Annotated in this window: 20 protein-coding genes and 1 tRNA gene; 9 read left to right on the top strand and 12 right to left on the bottom strand. The window is 65.1% G+C overall.

Features of this window, described 5'->3' with window-relative positions; translation table 11 throughout:
• Positions 1 to 47: 47 nt before the first annotated feature.
• Genes hutU through hutI form a run of 4 tightly spaced genes read right to left on the bottom strand, consistent with a single transcriptional unit; the run spans position 48 to position 5,279 of the window.
• The gene (gene hutU, locus IG169_RS03225; RefSeq protein ID WP_193174720.1) at positions 48 to 1,730 is read right to left on the bottom strand and encodes a urocanate hydratase; all 1,683 of its coding nucleotides are present in this window, start codon (positions 1,728 to 1,730) and stop codon (positions 48 to 50) included.
• A gap of 14 nt (positions 1,731 to 1,744) precedes the next feature.
• A complete protein-coding gene (gene hutG / locus IG169_RS03220) occupies positions 1,745 to 2,554 on the bottom strand; it encodes an N-formylglutamate deformylase (RefSeq protein WP_193174719.1) in 810 nt (269 codons plus the stop codon).
• Positions 2,551 to 4,095 carry a histidine ammonia-lyase gene (gene hutH / locus IG169_RS03215; RefSeq protein ID WP_193174718.1) on the bottom strand — a complete coding sequence of 515 codons (1,545 nt, stop codon included), beginning with the start codon at positions 4,093 to 4,095 and terminating at the stop codon, positions 2,551 to 2,553. The genes hutG and hutH overlap by 4 nt, the downstream gene beginning before the upstream one ends.
• Positions 4,092 to 5,279, bottom strand: a complete 1,188-nt coding sequence (hutI, locus tag IG169_RS03210) for an imidazolonepropionase (RefSeq protein ID WP_193174717.1) — start codon at positions 5,277 to 5,279, stop codon at positions 4,092 to 4,094. The genes hutH and hutI overlap by 4 nt, the downstream gene beginning before the upstream one ends.
• 74 nt (positions 5,280 to 5,353) lie before the next feature.
• Here hutI and IG169_RS03205 point away from each other — a divergent pair, with 74 nt between their 5' ends.
• Positions 5,354 to 6,718 (top strand): formimidoylglutamate deiminase, encoded by a 1,365-nt coding sequence (locus IG169_RS03205; RefSeq protein WP_193174716.1) that lies wholly within the window; start codon positions 5,354 to 5,356, stop codon positions 6,716 to 6,718.
• Positions 6,715 to 7,416, top strand: a complete 702-nt coding sequence (gene hutC / locus IG169_RS03200) for a histidine utilization transcriptional repressor HutC (protein ID WP_210325833.1) — start codon at positions 6,715 to 6,717, stop codon at positions 7,414 to 7,416. The genes IG169_RS03205 and hutC overlap by 4 nt, the downstream gene beginning before the upstream one ends.
• A gap of 49 nt (positions 7,417 to 7,465) precedes the next feature.
• Here the strand turns inward: hutC and IG169_RS03195 are convergent.
• Together IG169_RS03195 and IG169_RS03190 are read right to left on the bottom strand one after the other, a co-directional pair.
• Positions 7,466 to 7,542: transfer RNA gene (locus tag IG169_RS03195), tRNA-Arg, on the bottom strand.
• 59 nt (positions 7,543 to 7,601) lie between these two features.
• Complete coding sequence (locus IG169_RS03190; protein WP_193174715.1) at positions 7,602 to 8,768, bottom strand: M20 aminoacylase family protein; 1,167 nt, start codon at positions 8,766 to 8,768, stop codon at positions 7,602 to 7,604.
• A 183-nt stretch (positions 8,769 to 8,951) separates the two neighbouring features.
• On the opposite strand from IG169_RS03190, the gene IG169_RS03185 reads away from it, so the two are divergent.
• Together IG169_RS03185 and IG169_RS03180 are read left to right on the top strand one after the other, a co-directional pair.
• Entirely contained in the window at positions 8,952 to 10,148 is a 1,197-nt protein-coding gene (locus tag IG169_RS03185) for a D-alanyl-D-alanine carboxypeptidase family protein (protein ID WP_193174714.1), read from the top strand.
• Positions 10,149 to 10,155: 7 nt separating this feature from the next.
• Positions 10,156 to 11,187: a CobW family GTP-binding protein gene (locus IG169_RS03180; protein WP_193174713.1), complete on the top strand. Its 1,032-nt coding sequence runs from the start codon at positions 10,156 to 10,158 to the stop codon at positions 11,185 to 11,187.
• 51 nt (positions 11,188 to 11,238) lie between these two features.
• Here the strand turns inward: IG169_RS03180 and IG169_RS03175 are convergent, their stop codons facing one another.
• Positions 11,239 to 11,688: a cupin domain-containing protein gene (locus tag IG169_RS03175; protein ID WP_193174712.1), complete on the bottom strand. Its 450-nt coding sequence runs from the start codon at positions 11,686 to 11,688 to the stop codon at positions 11,239 to 11,241.
• Positions 11,689 to 11,801: 113 nt separating this feature from the next.
• Here IG169_RS03175 and IG169_RS03170 point away from each other — a divergent pair, with 113 nt between their 5' ends.
• Positions 11,802 to 12,773, top strand: a complete 972-nt coding sequence (locus IG169_RS03170) for a LysR family transcriptional regulator (protein ID WP_193174711.1) — start codon at positions 11,802 to 11,804, stop codon at positions 12,771 to 12,773.
• Positions 12,774 to 12,776: 3 nt separating this feature from the next.
• On the opposite strand, the gene IG169_RS03165 is transcribed toward IG169_RS03170, so the two are convergent.
• The 5 genes from IG169_RS03165 to IG169_RS03145 all read right to left on the bottom strand — a co-directional run bounded on the left by IG169_RS03165 (position 12,777) and on the right by IG169_RS03145 (position 16,263).
• A complete protein-coding gene (locus tag IG169_RS03165; RefSeq protein ID WP_193174710.1) occupies positions 12,777 to 13,001 on the bottom strand; it encodes a sulfurtransferase TusA family protein in 225 nt (74 codons plus the stop codon).
• 7 nt (positions 13,002 to 13,008) lie between these two features.
• A complete protein-coding gene (locus IG169_RS03160; protein WP_193174709.1) occupies positions 13,009 to 13,953 on the bottom strand; it encodes a L,D-transpeptidase family protein in 945 nt (314 codons plus the stop codon).
• Positions 13,954 to 14,109: 156 nt separating this feature from the next.
• Entirely contained in the window at positions 14,110 to 15,075 is a 966-nt protein-coding gene (locus IG169_RS03155) for an acetyl-CoA carboxylase carboxyltransferase subunit alpha (RefSeq protein WP_193174708.1), read from the bottom strand.
• A gap of 83 nt (positions 15,076 to 15,158) precedes the next feature.
• The gene (gene xerD / locus IG169_RS03150; protein WP_193174707.1) at positions 15,159 to 16,076 is read right to left on the bottom strand and encodes a site-specific tyrosine recombinase XerD; all 918 of its coding nucleotides are present in this window, start codon (positions 16,074 to 16,076) and stop codon (positions 15,159 to 15,161) included.
• A 37-nt stretch (positions 16,077 to 16,113) separates the two neighbouring features.
• Positions 16,114 to 16,263, bottom strand: a complete 150-nt coding sequence (locus IG169_RS03145; RefSeq protein ID WP_193174706.1) for a histidine kinase — start codon at positions 16,261 to 16,263, stop codon at positions 16,114 to 16,116.
• Between the two features lie 154 nt (positions 16,264 to 16,417).
• On the opposite strand from IG169_RS03145, the gene IG169_RS03140 reads away from it, so the two are divergent.
• From IG169_RS03140 to IG169_RS03125, 4 genes are all read left to right on the top strand, one after another.
• A complete protein-coding gene (locus IG169_RS03140) occupies positions 16,418 to 17,035 on the top strand; it encodes a shikimate kinase (RefSeq protein WP_193174705.1) in 618 nt (205 codons plus the stop codon).
• Positions 17,032 to 18,156, top strand: a complete 1,125-nt coding sequence (gene aroB / locus IG169_RS03135) for a 3-dehydroquinate synthase (protein WP_193174704.1) — start codon at positions 17,032 to 17,034, stop codon at positions 18,154 to 18,156. Before IG169_RS03140 ends, aroB begins: the two co-directional genes overlap by 4 nt.
• Positions 18,157 to 18,173: 17 nt before the next feature.
• Positions 18,174 to 19,430 carry an HlyC/CorC family transporter gene (locus IG169_RS03130; protein ID WP_193174703.1) on the top strand — a complete coding sequence of 419 codons (1,257 nt, stop codon included), beginning with the start codon at positions 18,174 to 18,176 and terminating at the stop codon, positions 19,428 to 19,430.
• 297 nt (positions 19,431 to 19,727) lie between these two features.
• A complete protein-coding gene (locus tag IG169_RS03125) occupies positions 19,728 to 21,119 on the top strand; it encodes an HlyD family secretion protein (RefSeq protein ID WP_193174702.1) in 1,392 nt (463 codons plus the stop codon).
• Positions 21,120 to 21,124: the final 5 nt, after the last annotated feature.

Here is a 21,124-nt window from a genome sequence, read left to right as displayed (position 1 = left end):
GACTGTGATGTTTTCCGGGTTCTTGTGCAACGCACAATCCGCCATTGTCAGTTTCCGAGGATCGCGGGGAGCCTCAGACCCTGTTCACGCGCACAGTCGAGCGCGATTTCGTAGCCGGCGTCGGCATGACGCATCACGCCGGTCGCCGGGTCATTCCACAGCACGCGGGCGATGCGTGCGTCGGCTTCCTTCGTGCCGTCGCAGCAGATCACCATGCCGGAGTGCTGCGAGAACCCCATGCCGACGCCGCCGCCATGATGCAGCGACACCCAGGTCGCGCCCGAGGCGCAGTTGAGCAGCGCGTTGAGCAGCGGCCAGTCGGACACGGCGTCGGAGCCGTCCTTCATGGATTCGGTTTCGCGGTTGGGCGAGGCGACTGAGCCGGAATCGAGGTGGTCGCGGCCGATCACGATCGGCGCCGACAATTCGCCGCTGCGCACCATCTCGTTGAAGGCGAGGCCGAGCTTGTCGCGCACCCCGAGGCCGACCCAGCAGATGCGCGCCGGCAGGCCCTGGAAAGCGATGCGCTCGCGCGCCATGTCGAGCCAGTTGTGCAGATGCGGGTCGTCGACCAGTTCCTTCACCTTGGCGTCGGTCTTGTAAATGTCCTCCGGGTCGCCGGACAGCGCGCACCAGCGGAACGGCCCGATGCCGCGGCAGAACAGCGGCCGGATATAGGCGGGAACGAAACCGGGGAAGGCAAAGGCGTTCTCGAAGCCTTCTTCCTTGGCGACCTGGCGGATGTTGTTGCCGTAGTCGAGCGTCGGCACGCCGGCGTTCCAGAAGTCGACCATCGCCTCGACATGGATCTTCATCGAGGCGCGCGCCGCCTTTTCGACCGCCTTGGGGTCGCTTTCCTGCTTTTCGCGCCATTCGCCGACCGTCCAGCCCTGCGGCAGGTAGCCATGGATCGGATCATGCGCGGAGGTCTGGTCGGTGACGATGTCCGGGCGGACGCCGCCGGCCTTCATGCGCGCCACCAGTTCCGGGAAGATGTCCGCCGCGTTGCCGATCAGCGCGACCGATTTCGCCTCTCCGGCCTTGGTCCATCCGTCGATCATCGCCAGCGCCTCGTCGAGCGTGTGCGCCTTGGCGTCGACATAGCGGGTGCGCAGCCGGAAATCGGCGCGGGTCTCGTCGCATTCGACGGCGAGGCAGCAGGCGCCGGCCATCACTGCCGCGAGCGGCTGGGCGCCGCCCATGCCGCCGAGGCCGGCCGTCAGGATCCATTTGCCGGTGAGGTCGCCGCCATAATGCTGGCGGCCGGCCTCGGCGAAGGTCTCGTAGGTGCCCTGAACGATGCCCTGAGAGCCGATATAGATCCACGAGCCGGCCGTCATCTGGCCGTACATGGCGAGGCCTTTTTTATCCAGCTCGTTGAAATGGTCCCACGTCGCCCAGTGCGGCACCAGGTTGGAATTGGCGATCAGCACGCGCGGGGCGTCCGCATGGGTGCGGAAGACGCCGACGGGCTTGCCGGACTGGACCAACAGCGTCTCGTCCTCGTTCAGCGTCTTCAGCGTCGCGACGATGCGGTCGAAATCGTCCCAGGTGCGCGCGGCGCGGCCGATACCGCCATAGACGACCAGTTCGTGCGGGTTCTCGGCGACGTCGGGATGCAGATTGTTCATCAGCATCCGCATCGGTGCCTCGGTGAGCCAGGATTTGGCGGTGATTTCCGGCCCGGTCGGCGGGTAGATGTCGCGCATGTTGTGACGGGGGTTCGTCATGGCGCCTGGTCCTTTCAATGTCGTGCGAGCGCGCCGGAAAGCGCGAGATCGTTCAGGCTCTTCAGGATTTCCTTGAGGTGGACGCGCAGCTTTCGCGCCTTGCCGGCGTCGTAGTCGAAGGGCAGATCCTCCGAAGCGAGGTGGGTTGACTGGGCGAGTTCCATCTGGATGGCGTGGACGCCGTCCGCCGGCCTGCCGTAGTGGCGCGTGGTCCACCCGCCCTTGAACCGGCCGTTGACGACCGAGGTGTAACCCTCGGCGCGCGCGCATATCGACGCGACAGCGTCCTCGATCGCGGGCGCGCAGGTCGTTCCGCCATTGGTGCCGATGTTGAAATCGGGCAGCACGCCGTCGAGCAGGAACGGTATCTCGGACCGGATCGAGTGGCAATCGTAGAGGATCGCGACGCCGTGGCGCTTCTTCACGCGCGCGATCTCTCTTGCCAGCCGGCGGTGATAGACGGCGTGGTAGCTCTCCAGCCGCCGGGCGATCTCGGCCGCGTCTGGCTCCTCCCCGCCGCGATAGAGCGGCGCGCCGTCGAAATCCGTCAGCGGGCAGAGACCGGTCGTGTTCTGGCCCGGATAGAGGCTCTGGCCGGAAGGATCGCGGTTCGCGTCGATGACGTAGCGATGGAACGTCGCCTTGACCGTGGTCGCGCCGGGCAGCAGCGCCGCGTAGAGCCGATGCATGTGCCAGTCGGTGTCGCGAAGCGTCTTTCCTTCATCGTTCAGACGGGAAAGGGCCGACGGATCGATCGCCGTTCCCGCATGCGGGATGGCGAGAATGACCGGACCGGCCCCTTGTGTGACGGAAACCGGGATCATGCGGCTTCTCCGAGCCGGAAATCGCCGAGGCCAGCGACCGGCAGCAGCACGCCGTCGCGCATCATCCCGGCGGCGGCCTCGATGTCGGGCGCCATGTAGCGATCGCTGCCGAGCGCCGGCACGATACCGCGCAGCGCCACGAGCACCGCCTGCAGCCGCCCGCTGGTAACGAGCGGCGTACGAAATTCGATGCCCTGCGCGGCGCAGAGCAGTTCGACGCCGAGAATGACCGACAGGTTGCGGTTCATCTGGATCAGCCGCCGCGCGCCATGCGCCGCCATCGAAACATGGTCTTCCTGATTGGCCGAGGTCGGCGTCGAATCCGTGGTGCATGGATTGGCGAGATGCTTGTTCTCGCTCATCAGCGCGGCGGTCGTCACCTCGGCAATCATGAATCCGGAATTCAGCCCCGGCTCGGGCGTCAGGAACGGCGGCAGATCGAAGGAGAGCGTCGGATCGACCATCAGCGCGACGCGGCGCTGCGCGATGGCGCCGATCTCGGCAACGGCGAGCGCGATCTGGTCGGCGGCGAAGCCGACCGGCTCGGCATGGAAGTTGCCGCCGGAGACGATCCTGTCGGCGTCCATCAGCACCAGCGGATTGTCGGTCACCGCATTGGCCTCGATTTCGAGCGACCGGCCCGCGAAGCGCAGCAGGTCGACCGCGGCGCCGACGACCTGCGGCTGACAGCGGATGCAATAGGGGTCCTGAACGCGACTGTCGCCATCGCGATGGCTCTCGCGGATCTCGGACCCTTCCATCAGGGCGCGCATCGCCGCGGCGACCTCGATCTGGCCGGCATGGCCGCGCAACGCATGGATCTCCGGCAGGAGCGGCGCTGTCGATCCCATGATGGCGTCGGTGGACAGAACGGCGGTCAGGATCGAGTTGGAGGCGTTGCGCCAGGCATCGAACAGGCCGACCAGCGCCAGCGCCGTCGAGAACTGCGTTCCGTTGATCAGCGCCAGCCCTTCCTTCGGCCCGAGCACGACCGGTTGCAGCCCCGCCTTGGCGAGCGCCTCGGCCGCCGGCATGACCGCGCCGCCGGTCTCCACCTCGCCCTCGCCGAGCATCGCGGCGGCCATGTGGGCGAGCGGCGCGAGATCGCCGGACGCGCCGACCGAGCCCTGGCCCGGCACCACCGGCGTCAGGCCCTTGGCGAGCATCGCCTCGATCATCGCGACGATCTCCCAGCGCACGCCCGATGCGCCGCGCCCGAGCGACAGCAGTTTCAACGCCATCATCAGCCGCGTGGTGTTGCGATCGAGCGGGTCGCCGACGCCGCAGCAATGCGACAGGATCAGGTTGCTCTGCAGTGTCTCGGTGTCTTCCGCCGCGATGCGCACCGAAGCGAGTTTTCCGAAACCCGTATTGACCCCGTAGACCGCCGTGCCGCCGGCCGCCGCTTCAAGCACCTTGCGCGCCGCGGCGCGGACCGGCTCGCGCGCCGAAGGATCGAGCGCGACGGGCGCGCCCTCGCGCCAGATCCGTTCGAGATCGGCCAGTGTCGCATGGCCGGGCGTCAGGACGAGCGAGTTCATGCGGCATCTCCGAAAATGCGTTGGTGCAACGGATTGAACCCGATGCGATAGGCGAGTTCCGCCGGGTGTTCGACGTTCCAGACCGCGAGATCGGCGCGCAGTCCCGGGGCGATGCGGCCGGTGTCGGCAAGGCCGAGCGCCTTCGCGGCGTTGACGGTGACGCTGGCGAGCGCCTCCTCCGGCGTCAGGCGGAAAAAGGTGCAGGCCATGTTCATGGCGAGCAGCAACGAGGTCATCGGCGAGGTGCCGGGATTGCAGTCGGTCGCCACCGCCATCGGCACATTGCGGCGGCGGAAGGCGTCGACGGGCGGCATCTTCGTTTCGCGCAAGGCGTAAAAGGCGCCGGGCAGCAAGACGGCGACGCTGCCGGACCGGGCCAGCGCGGCCGCATCGGCGTCGTCGGCATATTCGACATGATCCGCCGACAGCGCGCCGTAGCGCGCGGCAAGCTGCGTTCCGCCGAGATTGGACAGTTGCTCGGCATGCAGCTTGACCGGGATGCCGAGTTCCTTCGCTTTCGCGAACACGCGCCCGATCTGCTTCGGCGAAAACGCGATCCCCTCGCAAAACCCGTCGACCGCATCGGCGAGACCCGCGGCATGCGCGGCTTCCAGCGCGGGCAGGCAGATCTCGTCGATATAGGCGTCGGGCCGGCCGGAATACTCCGGCGGGACGGCGTGGGCGCCGAGGAAAGAGGTGCGGATACGGACCGGCCGGGCCTTTTCGATGGCGCGGGCCGCACGCAGCATGGCGAGTTCGGTGTCGATGTCGAGGCCGTAGCCGGACTTCACCTCGATGGCGGTGACGCCCTCGGCGATCAACGCGTCGACGCGCGGCAGCGCGGTGATGAGCAGCTCTTCCTCGCTCGCGGCGCGCGTGGCGCGGACCGTGGAGACGATGCCGCCGCCGGCGCGCGCCACCTCCTCGTAGCTGGCGCCCTCCAGCCGCATTTCGAATTCGTTGGCGCGGTTGCCGCCATGGACGATGTGAGTGTGGCAGTCGATCAGGCCCGGCGTGACGAGCCGGCCTTCGAGGTCGACGGTTTCGCCGCCCGCACCCGGCGCGTCCGCCATCGGGCCGGCCCATTGTATCGTTCCGGATTCGACGGAGATCGCGCCGCCGCGGATCAGTCCGTAGGGCGCGTCGCCATCCAGCGTGGCTATGGTCGCGTTGGTCAGAAGCACGATTTTTTGCCGTTGTTATGTCTGCATCACTCATCTATAAGTATAGACATATTAACCTGTCAAGAAGCGAATCCATGGCGACAATCTGGGCAAGGAAAGCGTTGCTGGAAAGCGGTTGGAAGGAAGCCGTCCGCATCGGGATCGGCGCGGACGGCACGATCGCGTCGATCACCGAAGGCGCGGAGGCGGAGGGCCACCGGGCCGGCATCCTGCTGCCCGCGCCCGCAAATGTTCACAGCCACGCCTTCCAGCGGGCGATGGCCGGCCTCACCGAACGGCGCGGACCGGACCCGGCGGATTCGTTCTGGACCTGGCGGCAGCTGATGTATCGCTTCCTCGACCGGCTGACGCCCGACCATGTCGAGGCGATCGCCGCCTTCGTGCAGATGGAGATGCTGGAGGCCGGATACGCGACCAATGTCGAGTTTCACTATCTCCACCACCAGCCGGGCGGCGCGCCCTATGCCGAACTCGCGGAACTGTCCGGACGCATCGCGGCCGCGACCGCCGAAACCGGCATCGGCCTGACGCTCCTGCCGGTGCATTACCGTTACGGCGGATGCGACCGGCGCGACTTGGGCGCGGGGCAGATCCGGTTCGGCAATGATTTCGACCGTTTCGCAAGGCTGCACGAGAAGGCGGCAAGGCATGTCGAAAGCCTGCCGGCGGATTGCCGCATCGGCGTCGCGCCGCACAGCCTGCGCGCCGTCCAGCCCGACGACATCCGCGCGGCGCGCGAACTCGCCGATGGCGCGCCGTTCCATATGCATCTCGCCGAGCAGGCGGCCGAGGTCGACGAGGTCAGTGCGGCATACGGCAAGCGGCCGGTCGAATGGGTGCTCGAAACCATGCAACCGGACGAAAGCTGCTGCTTTATCCACTGCACTCAGATGCAGCCGCACGAGACCGAGGGGCTGGCGCGCTCGGGCGCGGTGGCGGGCCTGTGCCCGATCACCGAATCAAGCCTCGGCGACGGCATCTTCGACGCGCTGCGCTGGCTTGGCGCGGACGGCGCGATCGCGGTCGGTTCCGATTCCAACATCCGCATCTCGCTGACCGAGGAATTGCGCACGCTCGACTATTCGCAACGCCTGCGCGACCGCTCGCGCGCCGCGCTGGCGACGCCGGACCGGTCGACCGGACGGCGGATTCTCGATGCCGTTAATGCAGGCGGCGCACGAGCCGCCGGGCGCGACAGCGGCTCGATCGCTGTCGGCAGGCTCGCGGATCTCGTGGCGCTCGACGACGAGGCTGTCGATCTCGCCGGACGCCGGGGCGACACCATCCTCGACTGCTTCATCTTTGCCGGTGACGACCGCATGGTGCGCGACGTCTGGTCCGCGGGCCGCCACATGGTGCGCGGCGGCCGGCATGTCCGGCGCGAAGCGATCGCGGCCCGCTATGCAGGGGTAATGCGGGAACTGGGGGAAGCGATTTGACGGCGCAGGAATTCAACAGCTGGCAATCGGTGCAGGACGAGGTTCTGCGCCGCATCAACAGCCGGGAATGGAAACCGGGCGACCTGATCCCCAACGAGGTGGACCTGTCGCGCGAATTCGGCTGCGCCCGCGCGACCGTCAACCGCGCCCTGCGCGAACTGGCCGGCGCGGGCCTGCTCGAGCGGCGGCGCAAGGCCGGAACCCGGGTCGCCACGCACCCGGTCCGCAGGGCGACGCTGAACATCCCGGTGATCCGCAACGAAATCGAGGGCAAGGGGCAGACCTATCGCTATTCGCTGCTGAGCGCCGAAAGTCTGACGCCGCCGTCCGACGTACGCGCCCGCATGCAGGTCGCGCCCGGCGACGAATTGCTGCATCTCGTTTCCGTCCACCTGGCGGACGGCAAGCCCTATGTTTTCGAGGACCGCTGGATCAATTCGCAGGCCGTGCCGGAAGTCACGGATGTCGATTTCTCGCGCCAGAGCGCGAACGAGTGGTTGGTCGAAAACATCCCGTTCGAGGGCGGCGATATCACGTTTTCGGCGATGACGGCAGGCGCGCGGGAAGCGGAGATCCTGGCCTGCCGCGAGGGCGAAGGCCTTTTCGCGATCAACCGCACCACCTGGAACAAGGTTTCAACCATCACCGCGGTGCGGCTGGTCTTCGCGCCCGGATACCGCATGCACACCGAGATCTGAGCGCAGACCGGGTCCGCGCGGTCGGAAAATCCCGGGCGGTTGGGCAAGATGGTGATCCCGACAGGATTCGAACCTGTGACCCTCAGATTAGGAATCTGATGCTCTATCCTGCTGAGCTACGGGACCGCACCGGCGCGACTGATACCAAACCGCGCCCGGTTTGAAAACTCGGAAAAGGCCGCCGGTCAGGCGGCTTTTCCGTTGGCTTCGGCGAGTGACGCCCAATAGCTGATGCCGAGCGGAATGATCTCGTCGTTGAAATCATAGGCCGGGTGGTGCAGGCTGGCCGAATCTCCATTGCCGATCAGGATCATCGCGCCGGGGCGCGCTTCCATCATGTAGGCGAAATCCTCGCCGCCCATCAGGGCGCGGCAATCCGTCGTCACCGCGTTCTCGCCGACGACGCGCCGCGCGCCCTCGGCCGCGATTTCTGTCTCTTCCTCGTGGTTGACCATCACCGGATAGCCCTTGCGGTACATGACCTCGGCGGTCGCGCCATGCGCGGCGGCGATATTGGCGGCGAGTGTCTTGATCCGCTCCTCGCCGATCTTTCGGTTTTCCGTCGACAGGGTGCGCACGGTCCCCTCGACCGCGGCCTCCTCGGGGATGATGTTGTGGCTGGTGCCGGCATGGAACTGCGTCACCGACACAACGATCGACGACACCGGATCGACATTGCGCGAGGCGATGGTCTGCAGCGCCTGGACGAGTTGCGCGCCGATCACGATCGGATCGATCGTCATGTTCGGCATCGCGGCGTGCCCGCCCCGCCCGGTGATCCGGATGCGGAATTCGTCGGTCGCGGCGAAGAAGGCGCCGGGACGGATCGTGAAGGCGCCGACCGGCAGGGTCGGCATGTTGTGCATGCCGAAGACCCGGGCGATGCCGAACCGCTCCATCAGCCCGTCCTTGACCATCGCGTCGCCGCCGCCGCCGCCCTCCTCGGCCGGCTGGAAGATGACGACGATCGTGCCGGCGAAATTGCGTGTCTCGGCAAGGTATTGCGACGCGCCGAGCAGCATCGCGGTGTGGCCGTCATGGCCGCAGGCATGCATCTTGCCCTTCACCGTCGAGGCATAATCCTTGCCGGTCATCTCCTCGATCGGCAACGCATCCATGTCGGCGCGGAAGCCCAGCGTTTCGCCCTCGCCGCGATTGCCCTTGATGACACCGACGACTCCGGTGCGCCCGATGCCGGTGACGACCTCGTCGCAACCGAAGGCCTTGAGCTTCTCCTCGACGAAGGCGGCGGTCTGGTGCACGTCGAACAGCAGTTCGGGATGACTGTGCAGGTGACGGCGCCACGCGGCGACTTCGGCCTGCATTTCATGGGCGCGATTGAGAATCGGCATGGATGCGTCCTTCAACTGATCCGGTGACCGGGCATGACGGTAAACCGAGGGCTTGTAGAAACGGTAAACCGAAGAGCTTGCAAAAAACTGCGCGCCATCGACAATCCGTCATTCCATCGGCACAATCCCTGTCTAGCCCGCAACCTAAACCATTCCAACCCGGCTTCAATGCCGAGAGATCCGATGCGCACCGCAAACCGATTCACTTTTTTCCGTTTCGCCGCCCTCGCCCTGCTGCTGCTGGTTGCGAATGCGGCCTCGGCCGCCAGCACCATGCCGTCCATCGTCGTCGACGTGACGACCGGCAGGGTGCTGCACGCCCAGCGGGAGTTCGACCGCTGGCGCCCGGCATCGCTGACCAAGCTGATGACGGCCTATGTGACGTTCAAGGCGATCGAATCCGGCGAACTGACGCTGAAATCGCCGGTACGCGTCTCGCTCAACGCCGCGCGCAATCCGCCGAGCCACATGGCCTATCCGATCGGCACCATCGTCACGCTCGACAATGCGCTCAAGATGATGCTGGTCAAGTCGGCCAACGACATCGCCGTCGCCATCGCCGAATCGGTGTCGGGCACGGTCGACGAATTCGCCGGCCGCATGAATGCCGAGGCCGCCCGTCTCGGCATGAGGGACTCGCATTTCGTCAATCCGAACGGGCTCGACGACGACGGTCATTATTCGACCGCGCATGATCTCGCCCTGCTGGCACGGGCGATCCGGCGCGAATTCCCGCAATACGAGCACTATTTCTCGACCGAGGCGCTGAAGGACGGCGACAAGGTCTACAAGAGCTACAATATCCTGCTCGGCCGGTTCAAAGGCGCCGACGGCATGAAGACCGGCTATGTCTGCGAATCCGGCTTCAACCTCGTCGCCTCCGCGACCCGCAACGGCACGACGCTGATCGCCGTCGTGCTCGGCGAGATGAGTTCGAAAAAACGGGCGGAAAGGGCCGCCGACCTGCTCGAACTCGGCTTTGCCAGATTGGACCACATGGAAAGCCTGCCATTGCTCACCGCCATGCAGCCGCCGAAGGACCGTTCCACAAAGGTTGCCGATCTGCGCGCCGCCGTCTGCTCCAAGGAAGCAAACAGCGCGCGCTGGGCGGACCGTTCGCTCGCCAGTTTCGACACTCCTGCGCTCACTCCGCTGACGCGCGCGCTGGTCCCGGTGCCGATCTTCAAGGGTGGCGCGGAAGGTGTCAGCAGGTCGGCGGTCATGTTCGCCGGCCAGTATTTCGACGAACTTCCCGTTCCGGCGATGCGCCCGGTCCCGCTGAACGACGAGGTCGCGGAATCGCGCCGGCAGGCGCAACTCGACGGCAGAGCAGTCGGCGACATCCCGATCCCGGAATCGCGTCCGGACCACGGAGCCTGACCGCGCCATGTCGATACCCGTTCACATCGTCACCGGCTTCCTCGGCGCGGGCAAGACCACGCTGCTCAACCGCCTGCTGAAATCCGGCGCCTTCGCCAACACCGCCGTCATCATCAACGAGTTCGGCGATGTCGGCATCGATCACCTTCTGGTCGAGGCGACCCGCGCCGGCGACACGATGATCGAGCTGTCCGACGGCTGCCTGTGCTGCACGGTGCGCAGCGATCTCGTCGACACGCTTCTCCAGATCGCCGCGCGCATCGACGACGGCGCGGCCCTCGACCGCGTCATCATCGAGACCACGGGGCTTGCCGATCCGGTGCCGGTCCTGCAGGCGGTCATCGCCTCGCCGGGCGTGCGCGAACGTTTCCATGTCGCAAGCGTCGTCGCCGTGGTTTGCGCCGCGACCGGCCTTGCCTCGATCGAGGGCCACGAAGAGGCCCGCCGCCAGGTCGCGCTCGCCGACCGGATCGTCCTGGCCAAGACCGACATCGCGCCCGCCCCGGCAGAGCTGGTCGCCCGCCTCGCGGCGCTCAATCCGCTGGTCACGCCGGTCGACGCGCAGGCGCCGGGCTTCGCCCTCACCCTCGACGACGCCGCGCTGTCCGGCGCGCAGGTCCCCGATGAAAAACCGCATGATCACGCCCACCACCATGACGTGAACCGTCACGACGCGGCGATCGAGGCCTTCACGCTGAAACACGACCGGCCGATCCCGGAAGCGACCGTCGAGATGTTCGCCGACCTGCTGCGTTCCTCCATGCCGCGCGAATTGCTGCGCATGAAGGGCATCGTCTGGACGGTCGAGGACCCGGACCGTCCGCTCGTCGTGCACGGCGTGCAATCGGTCTTCCACCCGCCGGTTCGGCTGGATTCGTGGAACGGGCGCAAGCCCGAAACGCGCCTGGTCGTCATCGCGAAAAACGGCAGCCGCGCCCATATCGAAGGGCTTTTCGGCGCCTTCACCGGCCAGATCGCGCCCGACAGGCCCGATCGCCAGGCGCTGACGGACAATCCGCTGGCAATTCCCGGGATGTGACCGGAAACCGCCGGCGGATCACTGCTTTTTGTTCGGCTGCCTGCGACCGGCTTACTGGGCGCCAAGCGGCGGCCCGGTGAAACTCAACCGGAAGCGGGCGGCGCTTTCCTCGATAGCCGGCATGTCGGCGGGTATCCGGAACTGGCCCGCGGCCATCTCCGCGAAAAATCCCTCGAAACCGCCGGGCGTCAGGATCACCAGGTGGCGCGACGGCCTGTCGCTGACCACCCTGAAGGTGTGTTCCCTGCCGCGCGGGACGAACACGGTCTCGCCGGGCCCGCGCGTGAACCGTTCGCCTTCGAGCCAGAACTCGACGTCGCCGGTCATCAGCACGAAGGCCTCGTCGGCATCGTGATGAACATGGCGCGGCGGCCCTGAATTCGGCGGCGAAACGCTGTCCACGACAGACATCGCACCGCCGCTCTCCTCGGTCGTCATGATGGTCTTGTAATATGTACCCTGCCATTCGATGGCATCGGCGCCCAGAATGGGGTCGTTCATCGTTTCCTCCAGTGTTTCAAGGACAAGAAACGAAAGCGCTTTCGTCGAAATGGAGGCTAATCCGATCCATTATATTTGAAAAATTGCTTGTTTGTATTCATGATATTTACGTCATGAATATAGCGACCTTGGACCTCAACCTGCTTCGCGTGCTCGACGCGCTCCTGCGCGAAGGCTCGACGGTCCGCGCCGGCGCCCGCATCGGGCTGTCGCAGCCCGCGGTGTCGGCGGCGCTTGGCCGCCTGCGCCACGCCCTGGGCGACGAGCTGTTTCTCCGCCGCGGCCAGGGGCTCGAACCGACGGATTATGCACGCGCGCTGGCGATCCCGCTGCGCGAAATCCTCGATGAGCTCGAGTCGCTTCTCAGCGGCCCGAAGGAGTTCGATCCGGCGACCAGCGACGCCGCGTTTAAACTGTCCGGCAGCGATTTCTTCGCAGAGATGCTGATGCCGCGGCTCGCGGAGCAGCTCTCCAAGCGGGCGCCCGGCATGCGCGTGCAACTGGTCGATCTCGTGCCCGAAAACTATATCGACACGCTGGAGCGCTACGAAGTCGATATCGCCCTGATCCCGGCCGCCGATTTCCCGAACTGGGTGGATCACCAGCCGGTGTTCTGGTCGACCTTTTCGGTCATCGCGCGCACCGGCCATCCACGCCTCGAACGCGCCCGACTTCGGCCGGGCGACATTATCCCGATCGATCTGTTTTGCGATCTCGGCCACATCCTGTTTTCGCCGGAGGGCAAGCTGAAGGCTATGGGCGACGCCGCCCTGGCGCGTGTCGGGCGCGAACGGCGCGTGGTCATGACAATGCCGGTCTTTTCCGGCGTCTACCGCGCCGTCAGCGAATCCGATCTCATAGCGCTGATCCCGACGACGCTGGCGCGTCAGATCGGTTCAAAGCTCGGCCTCGACATCTATGAACCGCCGATGCCCGTCGATCCGGCCCTGATCACGATGATCTGGCACAAGCGGTCCACGGCAACGCCGGAACACCGCTGGCTGCGCGAACTGATCTCGGAAATCCTGAGGCCGCTGAACACGATCGACAGACCGCTGCGGGAACATCCGCCAACACCGTCCTGATCGTCACGCCCCGTGTTCGATCAGGAAACGGTGGCCGCCCTCGGCCTTCTCGCTCTCGACGAGGGCATGGCCGCTCTCGCGGCAGAAATTCGGAATGTCGATCACGGCGAGCGGATCGCTCGTATGCACCCAGAGCCGGTCGCCCGGCGCCATCGAGCGCATGCGTTTCTGCGTCTTCAGGACAGGCATCGGGCAGTTGAGGCCGCGCAGGTCGTAGATATCGGCCATTCCGGCGCTATTCCGGTGCCGCCGTTCCGGCCCTTGCGGGCGCCGTCAGAAATCGCGACAGAGGCCGGGTGGCAAGCGACTGCAGCGCCCCGGGTTTCGCCCGCCCTTCCAGCTTCGCCACCGCCTGCTCGAAGGCGTATTCCTGCTGGGTCTGCATTGCCTGGTAGGCGATCGCGAGATTCTCCGGCATGCTCATCGGCGGGCAGGCCTGGCTCGGACTGAACTGGCCTTCCTCCGGCTGCTGGTTGAACACATAGCGGCGGCCGCAGACGTCGACCTTCGGCGGCACCTTGGTCAGTTCGAACTGGTCGTAGCCGACCTTCAGCATCTTCCAGAACTCGAAATTCGGATCGTTGCGATGCTCCGCCATCTTTTCCGGCGTCATCCGGAACGGCAGCGCCTGCACCTGGAAGGCGTCCTGCTTGCCGCCCGACAGCGCCTCGCGCGCCAGAGCGTAGATCTCGGCGATGTTCTCGTCGGTCATCGAGTAGCAGCCCGCCGAGGAGCACGCGCCATGCACCATCAGGTTGGAACCGGTCCGGCCGAGCGAACGGTCGTAGGAATTCGGATAGCCGGTGTTGAAGGCGAGATAGTAGTTCGACTTCGGATTGAGCAGCGACTTCGAGATGAAATAGAAGCCCTCCGGCGCCTGGCGGTCGCCTTCACGAATCTTCGGCCCGAGCTTGCCCGAATAGGCGCAGATCTCGTAGCTCTTCACCAGCGCGTAGCGGCCGGTATCCTTCTGCTTCCAGACCTCGAGAACGGCCTCGTCCTTGAACAGGCGCACGAAGATCGGCGAGGCCGGCGTCATGCCGTTCGCCTTCATGTAGGACAACACCTCCTTGGGAAGCGGAGCATTGGCCTTCATGGAGAGAACATCGCTCGCCTGGCAGCCGGCAAGCGCCACCGCTCCGGCCACCATCATTGCGATTGCATTGCGTCGAAACGCCATCCCGAATTCGCCTCGATACCAGATGTTGGAGCCCGGATTATAGTTGACGGATACTTACCGCAAGGTTTCCCCGGCCGCCCTCACGCAAATGTCAGTACGACGAATCCGGAAAAATTGCGGCATCCATATGGCAAATGGGGCATGTGCGGCGTTACGTCAGCCAAGATTGCGGCCGATGGCGAGGAATTTCTCGCGCCGGTCTTTCTTCAGCCCCGGGCCGTCCAGCTTGCCGAGATCAGCGAGCGCGTCCTTGATCGTCTTGCGCGTCGTCTCCATCACGGCTTCGTGGTCGCGATGCGCCCCGCCGAGCGGCTCCTTGACGATGCCGTCGATCACCTTCAGCGCCAGCAGATCCTGCGCCGTGATCTTCATCGCGGTGGCGACATCCTTGGCGCGCGCGGCGTCGCGCCAGAGGATCGACGCGCCGCCTTCCGGCGAGATCACGGAGTAGATCGCGTGTTCAAGCATGTAGACGCGGTTTGCCGCCGCGATTGCGATGGCGCCGCCCGAACCGCCCTCGCCGATGACGACGGAGACCATCGGAACTTCGAGATTGAGGCAGGTTTCCGTCGAACGGGCGATGGCTTCTGCCTGGCCGCGTTCTTCCGCGCCGATGCCGGGATAGGCGCCGGCGGTGTCGACCAGCGTGATCACCGGCAGGCCGAAACGGTTGGCCATCTCCATGAGCCGAACCGCCTTGCGGTAGCCTTCCGGGCGGGCGCTGCCGAAATTGTGTTTGAGCCGCGACTGCGTGTCGGAACCCTTCTCCTGCCCGATCACCGCGACCGGCTGACCGTTGAAGCGGGCAAACCCGGCGATGATCGCGGCGTCCTCGGCGAATTTCCGGTCGCCGGAAAGCAGCGTGAATTCGTCAAACAGGGCGTCGACGAAATTCAGGCAGTGCGGCCGGTCGGGATGGCGCGCCACCTGCGCCTTCTGCCACGGCGTCAGTTTCTTGTAGATCTCGACCAGCGCCTCGGCCGAGCGCTTTTCCAGCCGCGCCACTTCCTCGGCGACGTCGACGCCGCCGGTCTCGCCTTCGGAAAGCTTCTTCAATTCCATGATCTGCCCGTCCAGATCGGCAATCGGCTTTTCGAATTCGAGATAGCTGTAGGTCGACATGGGGACGCGGTCCGCTCGGGTTTTAAGTTTGGCGTGGAGGTGGAGGCAAACGGGGCCGATGTCAAGCGCCGCGCCGGGCAAGCTCACGGTACGGCAAGCGGATGATGTTCGTTGACCAGCCGGTGAAGCCGCTCTTCCAGCACATGGGTATAAATCTGCGTCGTCGAGATATCGGCATGACCGAGCAGTTGCTGCACGACCCGCAGATCCGCCCCGTTCTGCAGGAGATGGCTGGCAAAGGCGTGCCGCAGCACATGCGGCGACAGTTTCGCCGCGGCGATGCCGCAGCGCGCGCCAAGCGCCTTCAGGTCGCGCGCGAAGACCTGCCGCGCGATGTGATTGGCATGGTTTTCCGACGGAAACAGCCAGATGCAGTCGTCGGCGCGCGGATCGAGATTGCGCGCGGCAAGATGCGCGGCGATCGCTTCGCGCGCCGTCTCGGTCACCGGCACCATGCGCTCCTTGTTGCCCTTGCCCTTGACCATGAAGAACGGCTCGTCGCGCCACGCGACGCTGACCGGTAGCGAGACGAGTTCGCTGACCCGAAGCCCCGTCGCATAAAGCAGTTCCAGAAGCGCCCGGTTGCGCAGCGCCCCGAACCGCACCTTCGGTTCCAGCGACATGTCTTCGGCTTCTTCCCCCGCCCGGTCGAGCAGGCGGCCGACCTCTTCCTCGCTCAGCACCTTCGGCAGCGCGCGCGCCTTTTTCGGTGAGGCGATCACGCCGGTCGGATCGTCGCCGCGCATGCCTTCCGCATAGAGAAAGCGGAAATACTGCCGGAGCGCCGATAGCCGCCGCGCCTGCGAGGAGGCGGCGAAACCGGACGCGTCGAGGCTTTTCAGATAGGCGCTGATATCGGCCGGGACGGCATTGGCGAGTTTCGTCGACCGCGCCGTGCGCACGAAACGCTCCGCGTCCTCCAGGTCGAGCCGGTAGGAGGCGAGCGTGTTGTCGGCCGCGCCGCGTTCGGCGCTCATCATTTCCAGGAATGCGTCGATCATGGCGCGATGATAGCGCCGCGAAGGTTTACCGCCGGTTTCAGAAGTCCGGATTGATCTTGTCGGCGGGGATGCGCACCTGCATCTCGCGCGGCACCGGCTGAACATAGAAGACGAGCGCCCACATGCCGGCATAGACCATCCCGGCAAGTATCCCGATCGTGACCAGAAACCGGATCAGACTTGGCATTGTTACCCCGAACCTCCGAAGCGCCCCGGACCTTTCGCGCAATGGGGGTATGCGATCCTGCGCCTCCAAAATCAAACCCTAAACCGGATTTTATGACAATTCTTGACAGGGTATCGAGGTTCATGCGCTAAGCGAACGCAGACGGGAACGACGGATGACGCCTGAAACCAAAGCCCATTGCGATACGGTTCGCGCACTGCTCGGCACGCGCTCGATCGTGCTTGTCGGCCTGATGGGCGCCGGCAAATCCGCCGTCGGCCGCAAGGTTGCCGCGATGCTCGAACTGCCCTTCAACGACGCCGACACCGAAATCGAAACCGTGTCGAAAATGACGATCCCAGAACTGTTCGAGCAATATGGCGAGCCGGAGTTCCGCTCGCTCGAAAAGCGCGTCGTTTCGCGGCTGTTGAAAACCGGCCCGCAGGTGCTGGCGACCGGCGGCGGCGCCTTCATCAACGATTCCACCCGCCAGGCGATCAAGCGGCGCGGCATCTCGGTCTGGCTGTCCGCCGGCATCGACCTCCTGATGGAGCGCGTCTCGCGGCGCCAGAACCGGCCACTTCTGCGCGATCCCGATCCGCGCGGCGTCATGCAGCGGCTGATGACGGACCGCTACCCGGTTTATGCACTGGCCGATATCGAGGTGGAATCGCAGGACATCTCCAAGGAGGACATGGCCGCCAATGTCGTCGCCGCGCTCGCCAACTGGCTGACACGGGACGGCAAGGAAAAGGCCACGATCGCCGAGACGACAGGAGCATCGGAACAATGACCGCCGCCATTTCCGCCGAGACCGTCAACGTCGCGCTCGGCGACCGCGCCTACGACATCCTGATCGGACCCGGACTTCTCGCCGAGGCCGGGCGTCATGTCGCCGCGGTGTTGCCGGGGACCCGCGCGGCGATCGTCACCGACGAAAACGTCGCCCGCCATCACCTGGCAACCGTCAGGGAAAGCCTAAAGGAGGCCGGCATCGAGGCGACCGAGATCATTGTCGCGCCAGGCGAACCGTCGAAGCGTTTCGAGACGCTGCAGGACGTCGTCTACCGCATTCTCGACGCCCGCCTCGAACGCGGCGACGTGGTGATCGCGCTCGGCGGCGGCGTGATCGGCGATCTCGCCGGCTTCGCGGCGGCGATCGTGCGCCGCGGCATGAACTTCGTACAGATGCCGACGACGCTGCTGGCGCAGGTCGATTCCTCCGTCGGCGGCAAGACCGGCATCAACGCGCCGCACGGCAAGAACCTGATCGGCGCCTTCTACCAGCCGCGCCTCGTCCTCGCCGACACCGGCGCCCTCGACACGCTTCCCGCCCGCGAATTCCGCGCCGGCTACGCCGAAGTCGTCAAATACGGGTTGATCGACCGGCAGGACTTCTTTTCCTGGCTGGAAGAAAACTGGCCGAAAATCGAGGCCGGAGGCCCCGAACGCATCCACGCCATCGCCGAATCCTGCCGCGCCAAGGCGGCCGTCGTCGCCCGCGACGAACGCGAGGCCGGCGACCGCGCGCTGCTCAATCTCGGCCACACATTCGGCCATGCGCTGGAAGCGGCGGCGAAATACGATCCCGAAATCCTCGTCCACGGCGAGGGCGTCGCCATCGGCATGGTGCTGGCGCACGAATTTTCCGCCCGCATGAACCTCGCCAGCCCGGACGACGCCAGGCGCGTCGCCGCGCATCTTGAAACGGCCGGCCTGCCGACAAATCTTAATGCCATGAAGGCGCAACTGCGCGACGCCGACACCATGCTCGGCTTCATCGCGCAGGACAAGAAAGTCACGCGCGGCGCGCTGAACTTCATCCTGACGCACGGCATCGGCCAGGCATTCATCGCCAGGGATGTTCCGGCATCGGAGGTGCGCTCCTTCCTCGTGGAAAAAATCGGACAGTAACCGGAGACCGAAACACCATGGAAATCTGGATTACGGCAGGCGTCGTTCTCGTCCTGGTCGTCCTGTCGGCGTTTTTTTCGGGCTCGGAAACCGCGCTGACGGCGACCTCGCGGGCACGCATGCACCACCTCGAAGGCGCCGGCGACCTGCGCGCCAAGAGCATCAACACGCTGCTGACGCGCCAGGACCGGCTGATCGGCGCGCTGCTGATCGGCAACAACCTCGTCAACATCCTCGGCTCTGCGCTGGCGACCAGCCTCTTCCTGTCGCTGTTCGGCCAGACCGGCGTCGCCTATGCGACCATCGGCATGACGGTGATGCTCGTCCTGTTCGCCGAAGTGCTGCCGAAATCCTGGGCGATCTCGAATCCCGACCGCTTCGCGCTGTTCGTGGCGCCGGTCGTGCGGCGCTTCGTCCTCGTCGTCGGCCCGCTGTCGAGCCTCGTCAACGCCATCGTGCGCCGGATCCTGAAGATCTTCGGCGTCGATCTCGCCGACAATGTCTCGATGCTGAGCGCGCAGGAGGAAATCCGCGGCGCCGTCGAGGTGCTGCACCAGGAGGGCTCGGTGGTGAAGGAGGAGCGCGACCGCCTCGGCGGCCTGCTCGACCTCGCCGAACTCGAGGTCTCCGACATCATGGTCCACCGCACCAGCATGAAGATGGTCAACGCCGACCAGGAGCCGGCGGAGATCGTCTCGGAAGTCCTCGAAAGCCCCTATACGCGCATGCCGGTGTGGCGCGGCGCGACCGACAACATCGTCGGCATCATCCACGCCAAGGACATGCTGCGCGCGCTGCATGCCTCCGGTAACGACCCGTCGAAATTCGACATTCTGAAGGTCGCCAACAAGCCGTGGTTCGTGCCCGACACGACGACCTTGCGCGACCAGCTCGATGCGTTTCTCCGCCGCAAGGCCCATGTCGCCGTCGTGGTCGACGAATATGGCGAGGTGGAAGGTCTTGTCACGCTGGAGGACATCATCGAGGAAATCGTCGGCGACATCGCCGACGAGCACGATGTCGACATCCAGGGCGTGCGCCAAGAGGCCGACGGCTCGATTGTCGTCGACGGTTCGGTGCCGATCCGCGACATCAATCGCGCGCTCGACTGGGACCTTCCCGACGAGGAGGCGACAACGATTGCCGGCCTCGTCATCCACGAGGCGCAAACGATCCCCGCCGAAAAGCAGGCCTTCACCTTCCACGGCAAGCGCTTCATCGTCATGAAGCGCGAGAGAAACCGAATCACCAAGCTGCGCATCCGGCCGGTGTGAGGCATGTCCGCGCCACCCGGCCACTGTCGCTCTCGGTTCCGGCTAAATTCTCGAACGGAAAGGCGGGAAGCACCGCCTTTTGGCTTATCCCTACGCCTTCCGGCCGATGTAAAATATCGCATGCGGCCGGATAAGACGCCTTGAACTCGGCTTCGTTGCAGTGCAACATCGCCCGTAATAACAATCGATTAATATCGAAATTAGCCAATCTGAATCGGGAGGTGTGGTCCGCTCGCGTCAGTTTATGACGAACTGGCGAGAGCAGGCGTGTAGCGCGCAGAAAGGGAAAGAAGAGGAATGTCCGAGCACTCTTCTGTCTGGAATACCCGCGATCTGGCCATTCTCCGAACGAGCAGGATTTTCGGTTATATTTTCGCGCTGACCCTCTTGTTCATCATGGCGCTCGCCATGTTGCCGAACCAGTTCTTCATCGTTTCCAAGCGCGCGCAGATCAATGCGCCGGTCCAGGTCATCACGTCGCCGATTTACGGCCGCGTCAACGATATATCGCTGCAGGTCGGTCAGGTCGTCAGCCCGGGCGAAGTGACCGCTTCGATTTCCAATCCGAACCTTGACGAAACCTCGCTTGTCGGGCTGCGGCTGGATTCCATCGATCTGGATGAACGGCTGCGCAAGAGCATGGATTCACTCCAGCAGCGCCGCGCCCGGCTGAAGTTGCTCGAAGGCCAGATTACCGAGATGAAGCAGGGCGTCCTCGACGAATTGCAGGCGGTGATCACGAATGCGGATGCAATGGCGAGTTCCTACCGGGCTCGCCTCGCCGAGCAGCAAGCCCTGCTGGAGCAGCGCTACGAACTGGTGAAAAAGGGCGTGATTTCCAAGACGAGCCTTGAACCGCTTCGCCAGAAGCGGGATTCCGCGCAATACGAACTCGCGGCGGCCGAAAGCGACCTGCGCCGTCAGACCGTCATCCGCACGCTCATATCGGACGGCATCTACACCAGCAGTTCCGTTGCCGGAAATCTCGCCACGCTGGAACTGCAAAAGAAAGACCTTGCCGCCGAAATCGCTGAACTTGAAGCGGAAGTCGAACAAATCAGCCAACGCAAGAGCGAACTCGGCGACGTGATGGCCCATGAGGAGAAACGCTCCGGCGAGGCCGGCGAAGGAGACGCGGTCGCCCGCCATTTTGGCCAGATCATCAGTGTCGATGCCTCGCGGGGCGACTTCCTCGTCCAGGGCCAGCCGCTGGCGCGGTCCCTCGACTGCGACGAATCCTTCGTGATCGCCGTCTATCCGGGCCGCGACGTGGCAAGCCTCGATATCGGGACGCCCGCGATGGTCAACATCAAGAGCCTCGGCCAGAAGCGCAGCGCCCATATCCAGAAGATCGTCCGCTTCTTCGATTCCGGAAGCGACGACCGCTATTACGAACGCCTGCCCGAAGCCGATCCGCACGAGGTCTATGTGATCCTCAAGATGGACCCGGAAGACGCCTCGGATCAAACCGGCGCCACGTCCGAAAACGACCGCTTCTTCGGCTGCCACGTCGGCGAGGACGTTGTCGTCTCGCTCGGCGAGCCGCTGGTCGCCAAGCTCGGCCGCTACTACTCCTTCGCCGTCAGCCGCGCCTATGCGGAGGTAAAGGAGCCCGAACTGTCGAAGGCCGCCAACACCGTCGCGCGCCCCGGCAGGGAGTTCCCGCCGGCAACGACCGCAACGGACTGAGGAGA

The organism is Oricola nitratireducens, from assembly GCF_014904745.1.
Classification (GTDB): domain Bacteria; phylum Pseudomonadota; class Alphaproteobacteria; order Rhizobiales; family Rhizobiaceae; genus Oricola; species Oricola nitratireducens.
Note: the sequence above shows the minus strand (reverse complement) of the source record. Positions and strands in the feature narration are given on the sequence as shown.